General features: G+C 45.1%; 13 protein-coding genes. 9 read left to right on the top strand and 4 right to left on the bottom strand.

Going from position 1 to position 13,588, the window contains the following annotated elements; translation table 11 throughout:
- Nucleotides 1-76: 76 nt before the first annotated feature.
- Nucleotides 77-397 carry an iron donor protein CyaY gene (gene cyaY / locus AACQ81_RS15130; RefSeq protein ID WP_237385607.1) on the bottom strand — a complete coding sequence of 107 codons (321 nt, stop codon included), beginning with the start codon at nt 395-397 and terminating at the stop codon, nt 77-79.
- Nucleotides 398-475: 78 nt separating this feature from the next.
- Between cyaY and lptM the strand changes: the two genes are divergently transcribed.
- The 7 genes from lptM to corA all read left to right on the top strand — a co-directional run bounded on the left by lptM (nt 476) and on the right by corA (nt 7,158).
- Nucleotides 476-655: an LPS translocon maturation chaperone LptM gene (gene lptM / locus AACQ81_RS15125; RefSeq protein ID WP_237385606.1), complete on the top strand. Its 180-nt coding sequence runs from the start codon at nt 476-478 to the stop codon at nt 653-655.
- Between the two features lie 37 nt (nt 656-692).
- The gene (gene dapF / locus AACQ81_RS15120; RefSeq protein WP_237385605.1) at nt 693-1,517 is read left to right on the top strand and encodes a diaminopimelate epimerase; all 825 of its coding nucleotides are present in this window, start codon (nt 693-695) and stop codon (nt 1,515-1,517) included.
- Between the two features lie 48 nt (nt 1,518-1,565).
- Complete coding sequence (locus tag AACQ81_RS15115) at nt 1,566-2,270, top strand: DUF484 domain-containing protein (RefSeq protein WP_237385604.1); 705 nt, start codon at nt 1,566-1,568, stop codon at nt 2,268-2,270.
- The gene (gene xerC, locus AACQ81_RS15110) at nt 2,267-3,181 is read left to right on the top strand and encodes a tyrosine recombinase XerC (RefSeq protein WP_237385603.1); all 915 of its coding nucleotides are present in this window, start codon (nt 2,267-2,269) and stop codon (nt 3,179-3,181) included. Before AACQ81_RS15115 ends, xerC begins: the two co-directional genes overlap by 4 nt.
- A complete protein-coding gene (gene yigB, locus AACQ81_RS15105; RefSeq protein ID WP_237385602.1) occupies nt 3,181-3,897 on the top strand; it encodes a 5-amino-6-(5-phospho-D-ribitylamino)uracil phosphatase YigB in 717 nt (238 codons plus the stop codon). Before xerC ends, yigB begins: the two co-directional genes overlap by 1 nt.
- Before the next feature lie 56 nt (nt 3,898-3,953).
- Nucleotides 3,954-6,119 carry a DNA helicase II gene (uvrD, locus tag AACQ81_RS15100; protein WP_237385601.1) on the top strand — a complete coding sequence of 722 codons (2,166 nt, stop codon included), beginning with the start codon at nt 3,954-3,956 and terminating at the stop codon, nt 6,117-6,119.
- An 88-nt stretch (nt 6,120-6,207) separates the two neighbouring features.
- Nucleotides 6,208-7,158, top strand: a complete 951-nt coding sequence (corA, locus tag AACQ81_RS15095) for a magnesium/cobalt transporter CorA (protein WP_237385600.1) — start codon at nt 6,208-6,210, stop codon at nt 7,156-7,158.
- A gap of 68 nt (nt 7,159-7,226) precedes the next feature.
- Here the strand turns inward: corA and rarD are convergent, their stop codons facing one another.
- From rarD to AACQ81_RS15080, 3 genes are all read right to left on the bottom strand, one after another.
- The gene (rarD, locus tag AACQ81_RS15090) at nt 7,227-8,117 is read right to left on the bottom strand and encodes an EamA family transporter RarD (protein ID WP_237385599.1); all 891 of its coding nucleotides are present in this window, start codon (nt 8,115-8,117) and stop codon (nt 7,227-7,229) included.
- Between the two features lie 593 nt (nt 8,118-8,710).
- Nucleotides 8,711-9,475, bottom strand: a complete 765-nt coding sequence (locus tag AACQ81_RS15085) for a hypothetical protein (RefSeq protein ID WP_237385598.1) — start codon at nt 9,473-9,475, stop codon at nt 8,711-8,713.
- Between the two features lie 281 nt (nt 9,476-9,756).
- Nucleotides 9,757-10,242, bottom strand: coding sequence for a thioesterase family protein (locus AACQ81_RS15080; protein ID WP_237385597.1), 486 nt, complete (start codon nt 10,240-10,242; stop codon nt 9,757-9,759).
- A gap of 352 nt (nt 10,243-10,594) precedes the next feature.
- Between AACQ81_RS15080 and recQ the strand changes: the two genes are divergently transcribed.
- On the top strand, nt 10,595-12,421 hold the full coding sequence (gene recQ / locus AACQ81_RS15075) for an ATP-dependent DNA helicase RecQ (RefSeq protein WP_237385596.1): 1,827 nt from the start codon (nt 10,595-10,597) through the stop codon (nt 12,419-12,421).
- Nucleotides 12,422-12,569: 148 nt separating this feature from the next.
- Nucleotides 12,570-13,568, top strand: a complete 999-nt coding sequence (pldB, locus tag AACQ81_RS15070) for a lysophospholipase L2 (RefSeq protein ID WP_237385595.1) — start codon at nt 12,570-12,572, stop codon at nt 13,566-13,568.
- Nucleotides 13,569-13,588: the final 20 nt, after the last annotated feature.

Below are 13,588 nucleotides of genomic sequence, written 5' to 3'. Positions count from 1 at the left end.
CGTGATACGGCTCTTCCAGAGTAAGGAATTAAGCGCCTTATTTTTCAGGCGCTTGTCTTGTGAAAATAAAAGGCAATCACGAAAACTGGAATGACTCGCCACTTTGTTCTGTAATGGCTTGAGCCAGCACAGAGATAAAGCCATTACTGCTGCGGTCACAAACCCACTGGTTATCCCGATAGTCAAAATGATAACCGCCATTCTTGGTTGCCAGCCAGATCTGATGGAAAGGTTCTTGGCGGTTAATGATGATTTTGCTACCGTTTTCAAAACTGAGAGTCATCACGCCACCGTTGGTTTCACAGTCAATATCTGCATCCCCATCGTAATTATCCAGTTGTTCTTCAATATGAAACATCAATTGATCGGCCAATTGATGAAATTCGCTATCGTTCATGTTTATTTCCTATTTGCTTTTCAGGGCCTAGCTGCGATTATAGAGAGTATTGGCGCATGAATCACAGGCATTAATATGATGAAAAAACAACTCCGTTGGTCACTGGCCATCATAACATTACTCTCTCTGGTTGGTTGTGGCTTGAAAGGCCCCCTATATTTTCCACCTGTTGAGACATCAGACGCACACTCCTCTGTCAAAAAGGTGGATACAGCACAACCAGCAGATGCGAAGCAACCTATTATAGGTGCCCAATAATAATGAGTCAGTAATGTGATTGAGCTTGGGGTCGTATATGCAGTTCTCCAAAATGCATGGTCTTGGCAATGACTTTATGGTCGTTGATGCAGTAACCCAGAATGTTTATTTTTCTCCAGAGTTAATCTGCCGTCTGGCCGATAGGAATACGGGGATAGGCTTTGATCAGCTTTTGGTTGTTGAAGCTCCCTATGATCCTGACTTAGACTTCCACTATCGCATTTTTAATGCTGATGGCAGGGAAGTTTCCCAATGTGGCAATGGGGCGCGTTGTTTTGCTCGTTTTGTTCGTCTTAAGGGGCTGACGAATAAACGCGATATCAAGGTTAGTACGCAAGCCGGTCAGATGGTATTGAGCATCACAAATGATGATCAAATCTGTGTCAACATGGGAGAACCAAATTTTGAACCGCAGCGCGTTCCCTTTCGTGCCAATAAGGCTGAGAAAACTTATATTATTCGTGTAGCTGAACGTACGGTGCTTTGTGGTGTAGTGACAATGGGAAATCCCCACTGCGTCATACAGGTTGAAGATGTGGACACAGCCGAAGTGGACGTTTTGGGACCGGTGTTGGAAAGCCATGAACGTTTTCCTGAGCGGACGAATGTTGGTTTCATGCAGATAATGAGCCGTGGCCATATTCGATTGCGTGTTTTCGAACGTGGTGCTGGTGAGACTCAGGCCTGTGGCAGTGGTGCATGTGCGGCAGTGGCTGTAGGTATCCAGCAAGACCTGCTGGATAATCAGGTACGGGTTGATCTTCCGGGCGGTTCCCTGCAAATTCACTGGGATGGGCCGGGTAAACCGCTCTTTATGACAGGGCCTGCAACCCACGTTTATGACGGTATGATTCATTTGTGATTGATTCAGTATTTATTGAGTCATTCTTGAAATATGGGGCATTGGAAAATGGGTGAAAAAAACGATCCATTGCATATTGAAAACAGGGTGAATGATCAAACAGTAGTGGATTATTTGCTGAGTAATCCCGATTTTTTCATCCGCAATGCCAATATGGTCGAGAGGATACGCGTTCCCCATCCAGTGCGGGAGTCCATCTCTTTGATGGAATGGCACATGAATCGTCAGAGGAAACGTATCCGTTATCTGGAAGACGATCTTATTCATTTGGTGGAGCAGGCTAAACAGAATGAAGTGCTGTTTAGTCATCTATTGCAATTACTGTCAGACCTCTCTGGTGCCAAGAGTTTGCAGGGTTTTATTTCCTGTCTGAGTTCATGGTCAAAAACATTGGGGTTAAGTAACAGTTACATTCGGCTGTTCAGTGATAGATGGTATCTCGGCGCACCACTGAACTCTCCAGAATTGGCAATTTCCCGCTATGCTTTTGAACCTGTACGCATTAAGCGATTCGGGGATAGTAATCATTATCTTGGGTCATTGCACGGCCCAGAAATTTTGTTGTTGATGCCACAGGCGCGTCATGTTGGCTCGGTGGCGATTTCCCTTTTAGGATCACAAGGGGATTTGGGCATGGTAATTTTCAATAGCCATGATAAACAACATTATCACGATGGCATGGGAACTGACCTTCTCGATCAATTGGCGAAGCTGTTGCCAGGATTATTGTCCCGATGGATTGAACGCACATGACTCAGCTAATCGATCTTCTGTTAGAGCCAGTGGATGCTTTCTTACACTACTTGCGGGTTGAGCGGCGCTTAAGTCCCTTGACGATCACCAATTATCGTCGCCACTTGGCGGTTATGGCGGAAATGTCATTAGAAATGGGGATACGTGAATGGCAGGGACTTGATCCGGCTAAAGTCCGGATATTTGCTTCCCGCAGTCGTCGGGCAGGATTGGAATCTGCCAGTCTTGCCTTGCGTCTTTCTGCTTTGCGTAGCTTCCTTGATTGGATGGTTATGCAGGGAAAACTGGGTGCCAATCCCGCTAAAGCGGTCAGTGCACCCCGTAAGAAACGCCACTTGCCTAAAAATATGGACGTGGATGAAGTAAACCAACTCCTGAACATCAATTTTAATGATCCTTTATCAGTCCGTGACAGAACTATGCTTGAAGTAATGTATGGGGCGGGGTTACGTTTATCTGAGCTGGTTGGTCTTGATTGTCACCATTTAGATTTGGAAAGCGGGGAAGTCTGGGTACACGGCAAGGGCAGTAAAGAACGTAAAGTGCCTTTCGGTCGTGTGGCGCAGGAATGGCTTCAGCGTTGGTTGGAAATGCGTGAGTTGTTTGAACCGGAAAGTGACGCGGTTTTCATTTCCAGCAAGAGCGGGAAACGGATCTCTGCCCGTAATGTACAGAAACGATTTGAACAGTGGGGTATCCGGCAAGGTGTTAACAGCCATATCAATCCCCATAAATTGCGTCACTCTTTTGCCACGCATATTCTGGAGTCCAGTGGCGATCTGCGTGCGGTACAGGAATTGCTTGGTCATGCTGACCTGTCAACGACACAGATCTATACGCATCTGGATTTTCAGCATTTAACCAAAGTTTATGATGTGGCGCACCCCAGAGCCAAACGAGGGAAACCATAATGCGTTTTTATCGGCCTCTCGCGCCGTTTTTTGCGATGACATTCGATTTGGATGATACACTTTACGATAATCATCCTGTAATCGATAAAACCGAAAAAGAAGTGTTGTGTTTTATCCAGCAGTACAATACCAAGTTCCGTCACTTTGAGCGCGAAGATTTGCATATATATCGTCAGGCGGTTCTTGAACGGGAACCTGATATTTACCATGACGTCACATCATGGCGCAGACAATCTGCGGAACTCATGTTCAGTCATCATGGTTTCGATCATCAAGAAACGATCCGGGGCACGGATGAGATTATGGCGTGTTTTATGTACTGGCGTAATCAAATTGCCGTGCCGGAATCGACCCACGACACCTTGTCTGCACTGGCGAAAAAAATGCCGTTGGTTGCGATCACCAATGGAAATGCAGAACCCGCAGCATGTGGTCTCTCCCCTTATTTCGAATTTGTATTGAAGGCGGGAGTGGATGGGCGTTCCAAACCTTGTCCGGACATGTACCATCTGGCGGCAGAACGACTGAATCTGCCCATTAATCAGATCCTGCATATAGGAGATAATCTGAAAACGGATGTAGAAGGTGCGCTTTACAGCGGAATGCAGGCTTGTTGGCTCAACATTGAAAATAAAAATCTGATGCAAGAGCCTGAGGGGCGTTTAGTTCCACATGTAGAGATTTCTGATTTGGCTTCTTTGATAGCACTGTTATAATTTCAGATTGTAATCTGTATAAAAAAACAGTGCCACTTACACAACTGATGGTAATTATGGACGTTTCTTATCTGCTCGAAAGCCTGAATGATAAACAACGCGAAGCGATCGCGGCATCCCGTATTAATATGCTGGTGCTGGCCGGGGCTGGCAGCGGTAAAACGCGCGTATTGGTTCACAGGATCGCTTGGTTACTGTCAGTTGAAAATACTTCCCCGTTTTCCATCATGGCAGTCACGTTTACTAACAAAGCTGCCGCAGAGATGCGTCATCGCATTGAAAACCTGATTGGTACCAGTCAGGGAGGTATGTGGATTGGTACGTTCCATAGTCTTGCTCACCGTTTACTGCGTGCACACCACCTTGATGCGAACCTGCCGCAGGATTTTCAGATCCTTGATAGTGAAGATCAGCACCGCCTGATCAAACGCATTATCAAGGCCATGAATTTGGATGACAAACAGTGGCCAGCCCGTCAGGGCATGTGGTACATCAATGGTAAAAAAGATGAAGGTTTACGTCCGCAGCATATCGAAAGTTATGGCAATCCAGTGGAAGCGACATGGCTGAAAATCTATCAGGCCTATCAAGAAGCGTGTGATCGCGCAGGGTTGGTAGATTTTGCTGAGCTGCTGCTTCGCGCACATGAACTATGGTTAAATAAGCCGCAGATTTTACAACACTACCGCGAACGTTTTACCAATATTCTGGTCGATGAGTTTCAGGATACCAACAGTATCCAATATGCGTGGATCCGCCTGTTAGCGGGTGATAGCGGTAAAGTGATGATTGTCGGAGATGATGACCAGTCTATTTATGGCTGGCGTGGTGCTCAGGTAGAAAATATCCAGCGGTTCCTCAACGATTTCCCTGGAGCGGAAACCATCCGTTTGGAGCAGAATTACCGTTCCACCAGCAATATCCTCAAGGCAGCCAACGCCCTAATCTCCCATAACAGTGATCGCCTGGGCAAAAATTTGTGGACAGAAGGGAGTGAAGGCGAGCCTATTTCACTGTACTGCGCTTTCAATGAATTGGACGAATCCCGCTATGTTGTTGGTCGTATCAAGCATTGGTTGGATAATGGCGGGGCTTTGAAAGAGTGCGCTATCCTGTACCGCAGCAATGCTCAGTCCCGTGTTCTGGAAGAAGCCTTGTTACAGGCTTCTATGCCTTACCGCATTTATGGTGGTCAACGCTTCTTCGAACGTCAGGAAATCAAAGATGCTTTATCCTACCTGAGATTAGTGGCAAACCGTCATGATGATACCGCTTTTGAACGCGTGGTGAATACACCGACACGCGGCATCGGTGACAGAACGCTTGATGTTGTGCGTCAAATGGCACGTGATCAGCAAAAAACTTTATGGGAAAGCAGCCTGTTACTGATTCAGGAGAAAGTACTGGCAGGGCGGGCAGCATCGGCATTACAACGTTTTATTGAATTGATTGAAGCGCTGGAGACAGAAACTCAGGAAATGCCGTTGCATGCGCAGACCGATCGCATTATCCGCGATTCTGGACTGTGGGCGATGTATCAGCAGGAAAAAGGCGAAAAGGCGCAGGCGCGTATCGAAAACCTTGAAGAATTAGTCACGGCGACCCGTCAATTCAGTTATCAGGATGAAGATGAAAATCTACTGCCATTGCAGGCGTTTTTGTCTCATGCAGCGCTTGAATCCGGGGAAGGTCAGGCAGATGCCTATCAGGATGCCGTTCAATTGATGACGTTGCACTCAGCAAAAGGTCTGGAATTCCCACAAGTCTTCATTGTGGGAGTGGAAGAAGGAATGTTCCCGAGCCAAATGTCCATTGAAGAAGGTGGAAGATTGGAAGAAGAGCGTCGACTGGCCTATGTAGGTGTCACAAGAGCGATGGAAAAATTGACACTCACCTATGCTGAAAGTCGTCGCTTATACGGAAAGGAAGTGTATCATCGTCCATCTCGTTTTATTGGGGAGCTGCCGACAGAATGTGTGACAGAGGTTCGTCTGCGGGCAACAGTGTCCCGCCCTGTCAGCCACAAGCGGCTTGGTACACCCATCAGCGCCAATGATAGTGGTTATGCACTTGGGCAACGTGTACGTCACCCCAAATTTGGTGAAGGGACGATTATCAATATAGAAGGCGATAAGGAACATTGCCGCTTACAAATCGCGTTTCAGGGAGAAGGCATCAAATGGCTGGTAGCCGCCTATGCCAGACTTGAAACCGGCCAATAATCCGGTCGAATGTTGACAGGCTTTTTCTTCTAAGCGTAACATTCGCGCCTTACGATAAACGTAGGGAGTTTCAGGAGACTTATGGTACATGCTGAACGCATTTAAATTAGAGAATAATCGCCTGCTCCGCCTTGAATTTGAAGAAGGTGATAAGTTATCCGACTCCATGTGGGTAGATTTGGTTGGATTGGGGGATGATGATCGTCTCCGTGTCCAAAATGAACTTGGGCAAGTTCTGGCAACCCGCACTGAATTGGATGACATCGAAGCATCGGCACGTTTTTTTGAAGATGAAGATGGTATGCACGTCCACTCATTCTTCTACTTTGAAGATGCCGAAGATCATGCTGGTAACTCGACAGTCGCCTTTACCATTCGTGACGGTCGTCTCTACACATTGCGAGAGCGTGAACTCCCTGCATTTCGATTATACCGAATGCGCGCCCGTAACCAGACCATGGTTGACGGGAATGCCTATGAATTGCTGATGGACTTGTTCGAAACCAAAATCGAACAGTTAGCTGACGTTATTGAAAACATTTACAGCGTACTTGAATCCCTGAGCCGGGTCATTATGGAAGGTAAGCAAGGGGATGAATTCGACTCCGCTCTCTCTAACTTGGCAGAGCAGGAAGACATCGGCTGGAAAGTTCGCTTGTGTCTGATGGATAGTCAGCGTGCTTTGAACTTCCTTGTACGCCGTGCCCGTTTGCCTGCAAATCAGCTTGAACAGGCCCGTGAAATCCTGCGAGATATCGAATCTCTGCTGCCGCACAATGAATCCTTGTTCCAGAAAGTTAACTTTCTGATGCAAGCGGCGATGGGCTTTATCAACATCGAACAGAGCCGCATTATCAAAATTTTCTCCGTTGTTTCCGTGGTATTCCTGCCTCCTACGCTGGTGGCATCCAGCTATGGGATGAACTTCGAATTTATGCCGGAACTAAACTGGACATTCGGCTACCCTGCGGCCATCGGGTTGATGATAGCTGCGGGACTGGCACCTTATCTCTATTTCAAACGGAAAAATTGGCTGTAATAAACCCCTCAATTACAGTATAGAACGGTGTAGATACATACGCCCACAGAAGGGCGTATTAGCTTTACTTATTTCCGCAAGCGGCGCTGAGTATAAAGCGCATCCAGTGTAAACAGGATCAATGCCGCCCAGATAAACCCAAACGTCACCAAACGATCTGGACCGATCTTTTCTCCATAAACCAATGTTGCCAGCAAGAACATCAGAGTAGGGGCAAGATATTGGAAAAATCCGAGTGTGGACAAACGCAGATGACCAGCGGCAACGGTGAAAAATAACAACGGCACTGTAGTAATGATACCCGCAGCAATCAATAACAGATTCAGGGATAGGGGATTATTCAGCATATTGCTGGTTGGTGTATGTGTGAAAAACAGGAGGTAAACCAACGCAACAGGAAACACCCAGATTGTTTCAATCAACATACCGGTTTGTGCATCTACTCCCAGTTTTTTACGAATCAATCCATAAAGCGCAAAAGTTGTTGCTAAATACAGACCAATCACCGGTATAGAGCCAAACTGCCATATCTGGATAAATACTCCCGTAAATGCCAACCCCACGGCGATCCACTGCATACGACGGAATCGTTCACCAAGGAATATCATGGCGAACAGCACACTGACCAACGGATTGATGAAATACCCAAGGCTTGCTTCCAGCATATGATTATTATTAACTGCCCAAATATAAGTCAGCCAGTTACTGGCAATCGTAAAGGCCGTGATACCTAACAGTAACAGGATCTTCGGCTGTTTGATGGCAGTCAAAACCTGACGCCAGTGACGGGTTACCGTCAGCATCAGCACCATAAAGAAAACTGACCATATAACACGATGCGACACGATTTCATCGGGTGGCACGTGCCGTATTTCCTTGAAGTAGATGGGAGCCAACCCCCAAATAATATAGGCGCCCAAGGCATACAGGATACCTTTGACAGTCTGTTGGTTACTCATAATATCCTTGAATGTTTAGATAGTTAAGAAGAGATGCAGGGGTATTAGGCCCATGAACCTATACAATTTGGCATCGGCTAGCATGATTTACAAGTGGTTAATAGCATGAGTAATAAATTAAATTATCCCACGTATCTAAATAGCATTTTTTGCTAAATTGCTATGCTCAGGAAAGAAAGAGTTATCTATGTTTATATAATCTACCTCTGCTTCATATTTTCCTGTTCCGTCAGTAGCGTCGCTCCTTAAATATGATCTTGTCTGGGTGAACTGGCTCAGGCATTTGAATTTCATGATTCCTGCTGGCGATACAGTTAATATAATTAATACAAGACATTATGGAAGGAATAGCTGGAAGTGCATGCTCTTTATCTGCAAATGGTAATTTGGGTTAGGGTATCCCAACGAAATGCTGTTGTTAAAGTCCTTTTATATAGTAAAGGTTCACTTGCATAAGTTTTTCCATACCTTATCTTTTTTTAAGAAAACATACTATTAAATTCCTTTTTTCATAAGGAGTTATACTCAAGGAATTTCAATATACAGCGCTTATGTCTTGGGATGAATCCCATAGAATATAGATAATTTTATATTTATCGAAGGCCTATCAATGTCTTAAACGATGATTCCAGTTTATCAGGACAATCCGTACTCTTTACTTTTACCGCTTTATCATTATTTCTTAACTCATTACATAGCTGAGCTATATCTTTAGGTGTCCAATATATATTTTTTGCATAACCTATTCTTTGAACTAGGTTCAGCAAATTTTCCACACCACCAGCTTTCAGTATTCTCGCAACCATTGTTGAGCAATTTTTATAAATACCATTATAAGTGGGAGCAAAACGTAAGTTCCCATACATTTTTCCATTATACATTTCATTCTTCTTTCTTTGCATTGCTGGAACATCTAAGTCCAACAGGTAATATTCCAAATGGGGTGACTGGACGAAATCATCGTAAAGATGGCTAAAAACACCAGCAAAAGATAAATTTCCCCGGAAGATGCCGCTATCAGCCAAAAAACTCACATAATTATCATCTTTTGGACGTATTCGATTATTGGGTAATGTTGAGCGGGTTCTTACTTCACTTGGTGCGGCAGGGAAGGCAGAGGTACCTGCCTCGCTCGAAGAGAGACGAAGGGGTGTGTCTGGAGGCAGAGATGTATCATGGGCTGGGGTGGGTAAATCGTCTAATGAGCGGAAAACCGGCCAAGGAAATTGAGGGACGCCGCCAATATAAACCGAGGAATGTCCTATACGGAATTTCTGGCAGGGATACCAAATATATACCGTGGCGTCGACGGGCTTGCCAGCTAAGATTTCGGACTCTGCTTTGGTTCTTTTGTTCATAACCTGTTCTCATGTTGATTGGCTAATTAATTTTGAAAGCAAAGCGTTTTGAAAATAAATCATCTTGGAAATAAAACCCTATGAGATTTTTAATTGTTTGCTAAGAAAAATTTCCAATAAAGGAAAATAGGTGAGTGTATTTACTGCTGGAAATTTGCTTGTTGTTATTGTGCAGCATATACGCAAATTGGCGGGATGTGAATAATGATGAAGGTGTGTAAGAAACGAAAAATGAAATTTTGCGTTTTCATCAACACCTTCAATATTTAAGGCCAAAAGATTTAGCCAACTAAATAAGTGCCCGTCGCGCTGGCAATATGTATCCGTTGTTCATTGTGTAGTTCGATTCTGGTAACTGATACTTTATTGCCAGCTCGGATTATATTACTGCTTGCTGTAAATACCTCACCGCGTCCGGGGCGCAGGTAATCGACTCGCAAATCAATAGTGCCCAGTGTCGACAGTCGCTTTTGTATCTCTGGGATTGTGAGAGTTTCCAACGTTGTCAGAGCATGGCTTGCACAAATCAATCCTCCAGCAACATCCAGTATAGAGGCGATTGCTCCACCGTGTAGGATCTTCTGAGCCATATTACCGACCAGCTTTTCTTCCTTGCGAAATTGCAGTTCTGCGTAGTCTTGTTCGAAACGAAGCAGTTCAAGCCCCAGAAGCTGGTTAAATGGCATCTGATAGATAAAAATTTCACCAATGAGTTTACGGGCTTCCTCTGGTGTTAATGCATTGTCTGCTCGCGATATATTTTCCATGAGTGTGTTTCCTGATAATAAAAAGTAAATATTCTGATGTTTAATGAATCTTTATAGTTAATAACTTGTTGAGTCTATGCTTTTATTATCAGCCTTACCAGTCTGTGAAGCATTCCGAAAAACAGCTCATTGAAAAAAAAACAGACTACAAAAAATAACCATCTAGTGTGTAAAATAAGCGATGATTTTCACTTTATAACTATAAGAATCGCTCCGACGGTAAGATAGCATGGGGTGGTATAACATGGGTTGGTATAACATGGTATGAGATATCGCAATGTACAGGCGTTTAGATCGTGTCTGTATTTTTTACGGCCTTTTTTAAGGTTTTTTCTAAAGATTGGGGAAAGGCGTGTCTACCGCAGAACTCATCAGCACGGCATCGATGGCTGAACAAACATTAAGAAAAACATTCGGATACCAGCAATTCCGCCCGGGACAGCAGCAGGTTATCGACGCCGTTCTTGACGGGCGTGACTGTCTGGTAGTTATGCCAACGGGAGGCGGCAAATCGCTGTGCTACCAAATTCCCGCACTGGTTAAAAATGGGCTGACGCTGGTTGTTTCCCCCTTGATTTCACTGATGAAAGATCAGGTTGATCAGTTACGGGCGAATGGAGTGGAAGCAGAATGCCTGAATTCAACTCAAAGCCGCGAACAGCAATTTGATATTATTCAGCGTTGTCGTCAGGGGAGCATTAAACTGCTCTATATTGCCCCTGAACGGCTGGTGACAGATAACTTCCTTGAACATCTTCACGATTGGCAGCCTGTTTTACTGGCTGTCGATGAAGCTCACTGCATTTCCCAGTGGGGACATGATTTCCGCCCAGAATACCGGGCGCTGGGGCAGCTTCGTCGCCGATTCACCAATCTTCCCGTGATTGCATTGACAGCTACGGCGGATAAAACTACCCGTCAGGATATTGTGCGTTTACTGGAACTGCATGAGCCAATTATCCATATCAGCAGCTTTGACCGTCCCAATATTCGCTATACGTTAGTGGAGAAATATAAACCGCTCGATCAGCTTTGGTCATTTGTTCGTGGTCAGCAAGGAAAAAGTGGGATTATTTACTGCAACAGCCGCACTAAAGTAGAAGAAACAGCGGAGCGCCTGCAAAAGCGGGGGCTTAGCGTCGCATCTTACCATGCGGGATTGGAGAACAACCAACGTGCATGGGTACAAGATGCGTTTCAACGGGACGATTTACAGGTAGTTGTGGCGACCGTTGCATTTGGTATGGGAATTAATAAACCCAATGTGCGTTTTGTCGTGCATTTTGATATTCCCCGTAATATCGAATCCTATTATCAGGAAACCGGCCGGGCCGGACGGGATGGTTTACCCGCTGAAGCGGTGTTGTTTTACGATCCTGCGGATATAGCTTGGTTGCGCCGCTGTCTGGAAGAAAAGCAGGCTGGTGAGCAACAAGATATCGAACGGCATAAACTCAACGCCATGGGCGCATTTGCGGAGGCGCAGACTTGCCGGCGTCTGGTACTGCTGAATTATTTCGGGGAGAGTCACCAGACAGCTTGTGGTAACTGTGATATCTGCCTTGATCCTCCCAAGCGTTACGATGGTCTGGTCGAGGCGCAAAAAGCGCTATCTTGTATTTATCGCGTTGGACAACGTTTTGGGATTGGCTATATTGTAGAAGTACTTCGCGGTGCGAATAATCAACGCATTAGAGACTTCGGGCACGACAAACTGCCTGTGTATGGTATTGGCAAAGAGCAGAGTCAAGAACATTGGATGAGCGTCTTGCGTCAGCTTATTCATCTGGGGTTGATTAGCCAAAACATTGCCAATTATTCTGCATTGCAACTGACAGAGGCTTCGCGGCCAGTGTTGCGGGGAGACGTTCAATTGCAGCTTGCGGTGCCACGCATCCAAAACTTGAAAAGCCGCAATCAGCAAAACAAATCTTACAGCGGGAACTATGATCGCAAATTATTCGCCAAATTGCGGAAATTGCGTAAATCCATTGCTGATGAAAACAACATTCCACCTTTTGTTGTTTTCAATGACGTTACATTGATTGAGATGGCAGAGCAGTGCCCGATAACGCCGGATGAACTTTTGCTGATTAATGGTGTTGGGCAACGTAAGCTGGAGCGTTTTGGGGACACATTTATGGCACTTATACGTGATCATTTTGAAGAATTTGAATAACCGAAGGGTACTGATATCCAATAGATTTTGAGTCGCTTGCGGCGGCAAGGGAAATAATCCCATCCACACAGCTAACTATGTGGTTGGGATGAATGAGTGCCGCCAAAGAGGCAACTTGAAAGATGAAGGAGATAATAAAGGAAGATGAATGGCACCTGAGATATTGAAAGAAAGCTGGTTAAACCGCGAACCTCAGTTCTCTGCTTTTACAAATGGATTATTGCTGGATTTCTGGCAAACGAGGAAAGAACGCCAATTTATGGGTGTTGATGATGTACCGATCCATTATGTCTCCTTTTGTTCCCCTCATCATGACAAAACATTGGTGATCTTACCTGGTCGCAGCGAAAGCTACGTAAAATACCCTGAAGTGGCCTATGATTTTTACCATCTGGGTTATGACGTTTTCATTATTGACCATCGTGGTCAGGGGCGTTCAGGGCGTCTGTTGGATGATAGACAAAAAGGCCATGTCGAAGCGTTTGATCATTATGTGGATGATTTTGCCAAATTTGTTGAACTGGAAGTGATATCTCGTCTGCCTCATCGCTGTTATGCTCTTGCCCATTCGATGGGAGGGGCGATCCTGAGCCGTTTCCTGTTGCGTCATAAAGAACCCATTTTTCGTGCAGTGGCATTATGTGCTCCCATGTTTGGAATCAATTTACCGATGCCCCGCTGGCTGGCTAATTTTCTGGTTAATCAAGCTGAACCTAATGTTAAAACACGCAACGCATATGCATTATCAACCGGGCAATGGCGGCCATTACCTTATTTGATCAATATATTAACCCACAGTTATGCGCGTTATCAGCGATACTTACGCTATTATGCTGATTATCCTGAATTGCGCCTTGGCGGGCCGACCTACCATTGGATGCGTGAAAGTATGTTGATGGGCGATTATTTGGTTGAGAATGCGGAGAAAATTCAACTTCCACTCATCGTGTTGGAAGCGAGTGAAGATAAGGTAGTTAGTAATCGGGAGTTACTGGCTTTTTGCAGATCACGCCAAAAAGCGGGAATGGGAAAAGAAAAACAAAAGTTTCTGGTTATCCAAGGGGCTCATCACGAAATCCTGTTCGAAAAAGATATATTGCGGGCGAAGGCTCTCAATGCAATTTGTGATTTTTTTGATCAAAACTGATTTAGTTTAGGAACTATAAC

The sequence above is a fragment of the Xenorhabdus sp. Sc-CR9 genome (assembly GCF_963897815.1).
In the GTDB taxonomy this organism is placed as follows: Bacteria; Pseudomonadota; Gammaproteobacteria; order Enterobacterales; family Enterobacteriaceae; genus Xenorhabdus.
This window is presented reverse-complemented; position numbering and strand designations above follow the sequence as displayed.

Bases quoted from the DNA above. Each gene is read 5' to 3' on its own strand.
- dapF (WP_237385605.1), top strand. From the start codon at position 693: ATGCAGTTCTCCAAAATGCATGGTCTTGGCAATGACTTTATGGTCGTT.
- corA (WP_237385600.1), top strand. From the start codon at position 6,208: ATGCTGAACGCATTTAAATTAGAGAATAATCGCCTGCTCCGCCTTGAA.
- cyaY (WP_237385607.1), bottom strand. From the start codon at position 397: ATGAACGATAGCGAATTTCATCAATTGGCCGATCAATTGATGTTTCAT.
- xerC (WP_237385603.1), top strand. From the start codon at position 2,267: ATGACTCAGCTAATCGATCTTCTGTTAGAGCCAGTGGATGCTTTCTTA.
- pldB (WP_237385595.1), top strand. From the start codon at position 12,570: ATGGCACCTGAGATATTGAAAGAAAGCTGGTTAAACCGCGAACCTCAG.
- AACQ81_RS15115 (WP_237385604.1), top strand. From the start codon at position 1,566: ATGGGTGAAAAAAACGATCCATTGCATATTGAAAACAGGGTGAATGAT.
- uvrD (WP_237385601.1), top strand. From the start codon at position 3,954: ATGGACGTTTCTTATCTGCTCGAAAGCCTGAATGATAAACAACGCGAA.
- AACQ81_RS15080 (WP_237385597.1), bottom strand. From the start codon at position 10,242: ATGGAAAATATATCGCGAGCAGACAATGCATTAACACCAGAGGAAGCC.
- yigB (WP_237385602.1), top strand. From the start codon at position 3,181: ATGCGTTTTTATCGGCCTCTCGCGCCGTTTTTTGCGATGACATTCGAT.
- AACQ81_RS15085 (WP_237385598.1), bottom strand. From the start codon at position 9,475: ATGAACAAAAGAACCAAAGCAGAGTCCGAAATCTTAGCTGGCAAGCCC.
- rarD (WP_237385599.1), bottom strand. From the start codon at position 8,117: ATGAGTAACCAACAGACTGTCAAAGGTATCCTGTATGCCTTGGGCGCC.
- lptM (WP_237385606.1), top strand. From the start codon at position 476: ATGAAAAAACAACTCCGTTGGTCACTGGCCATCATAACATTACTCTCT.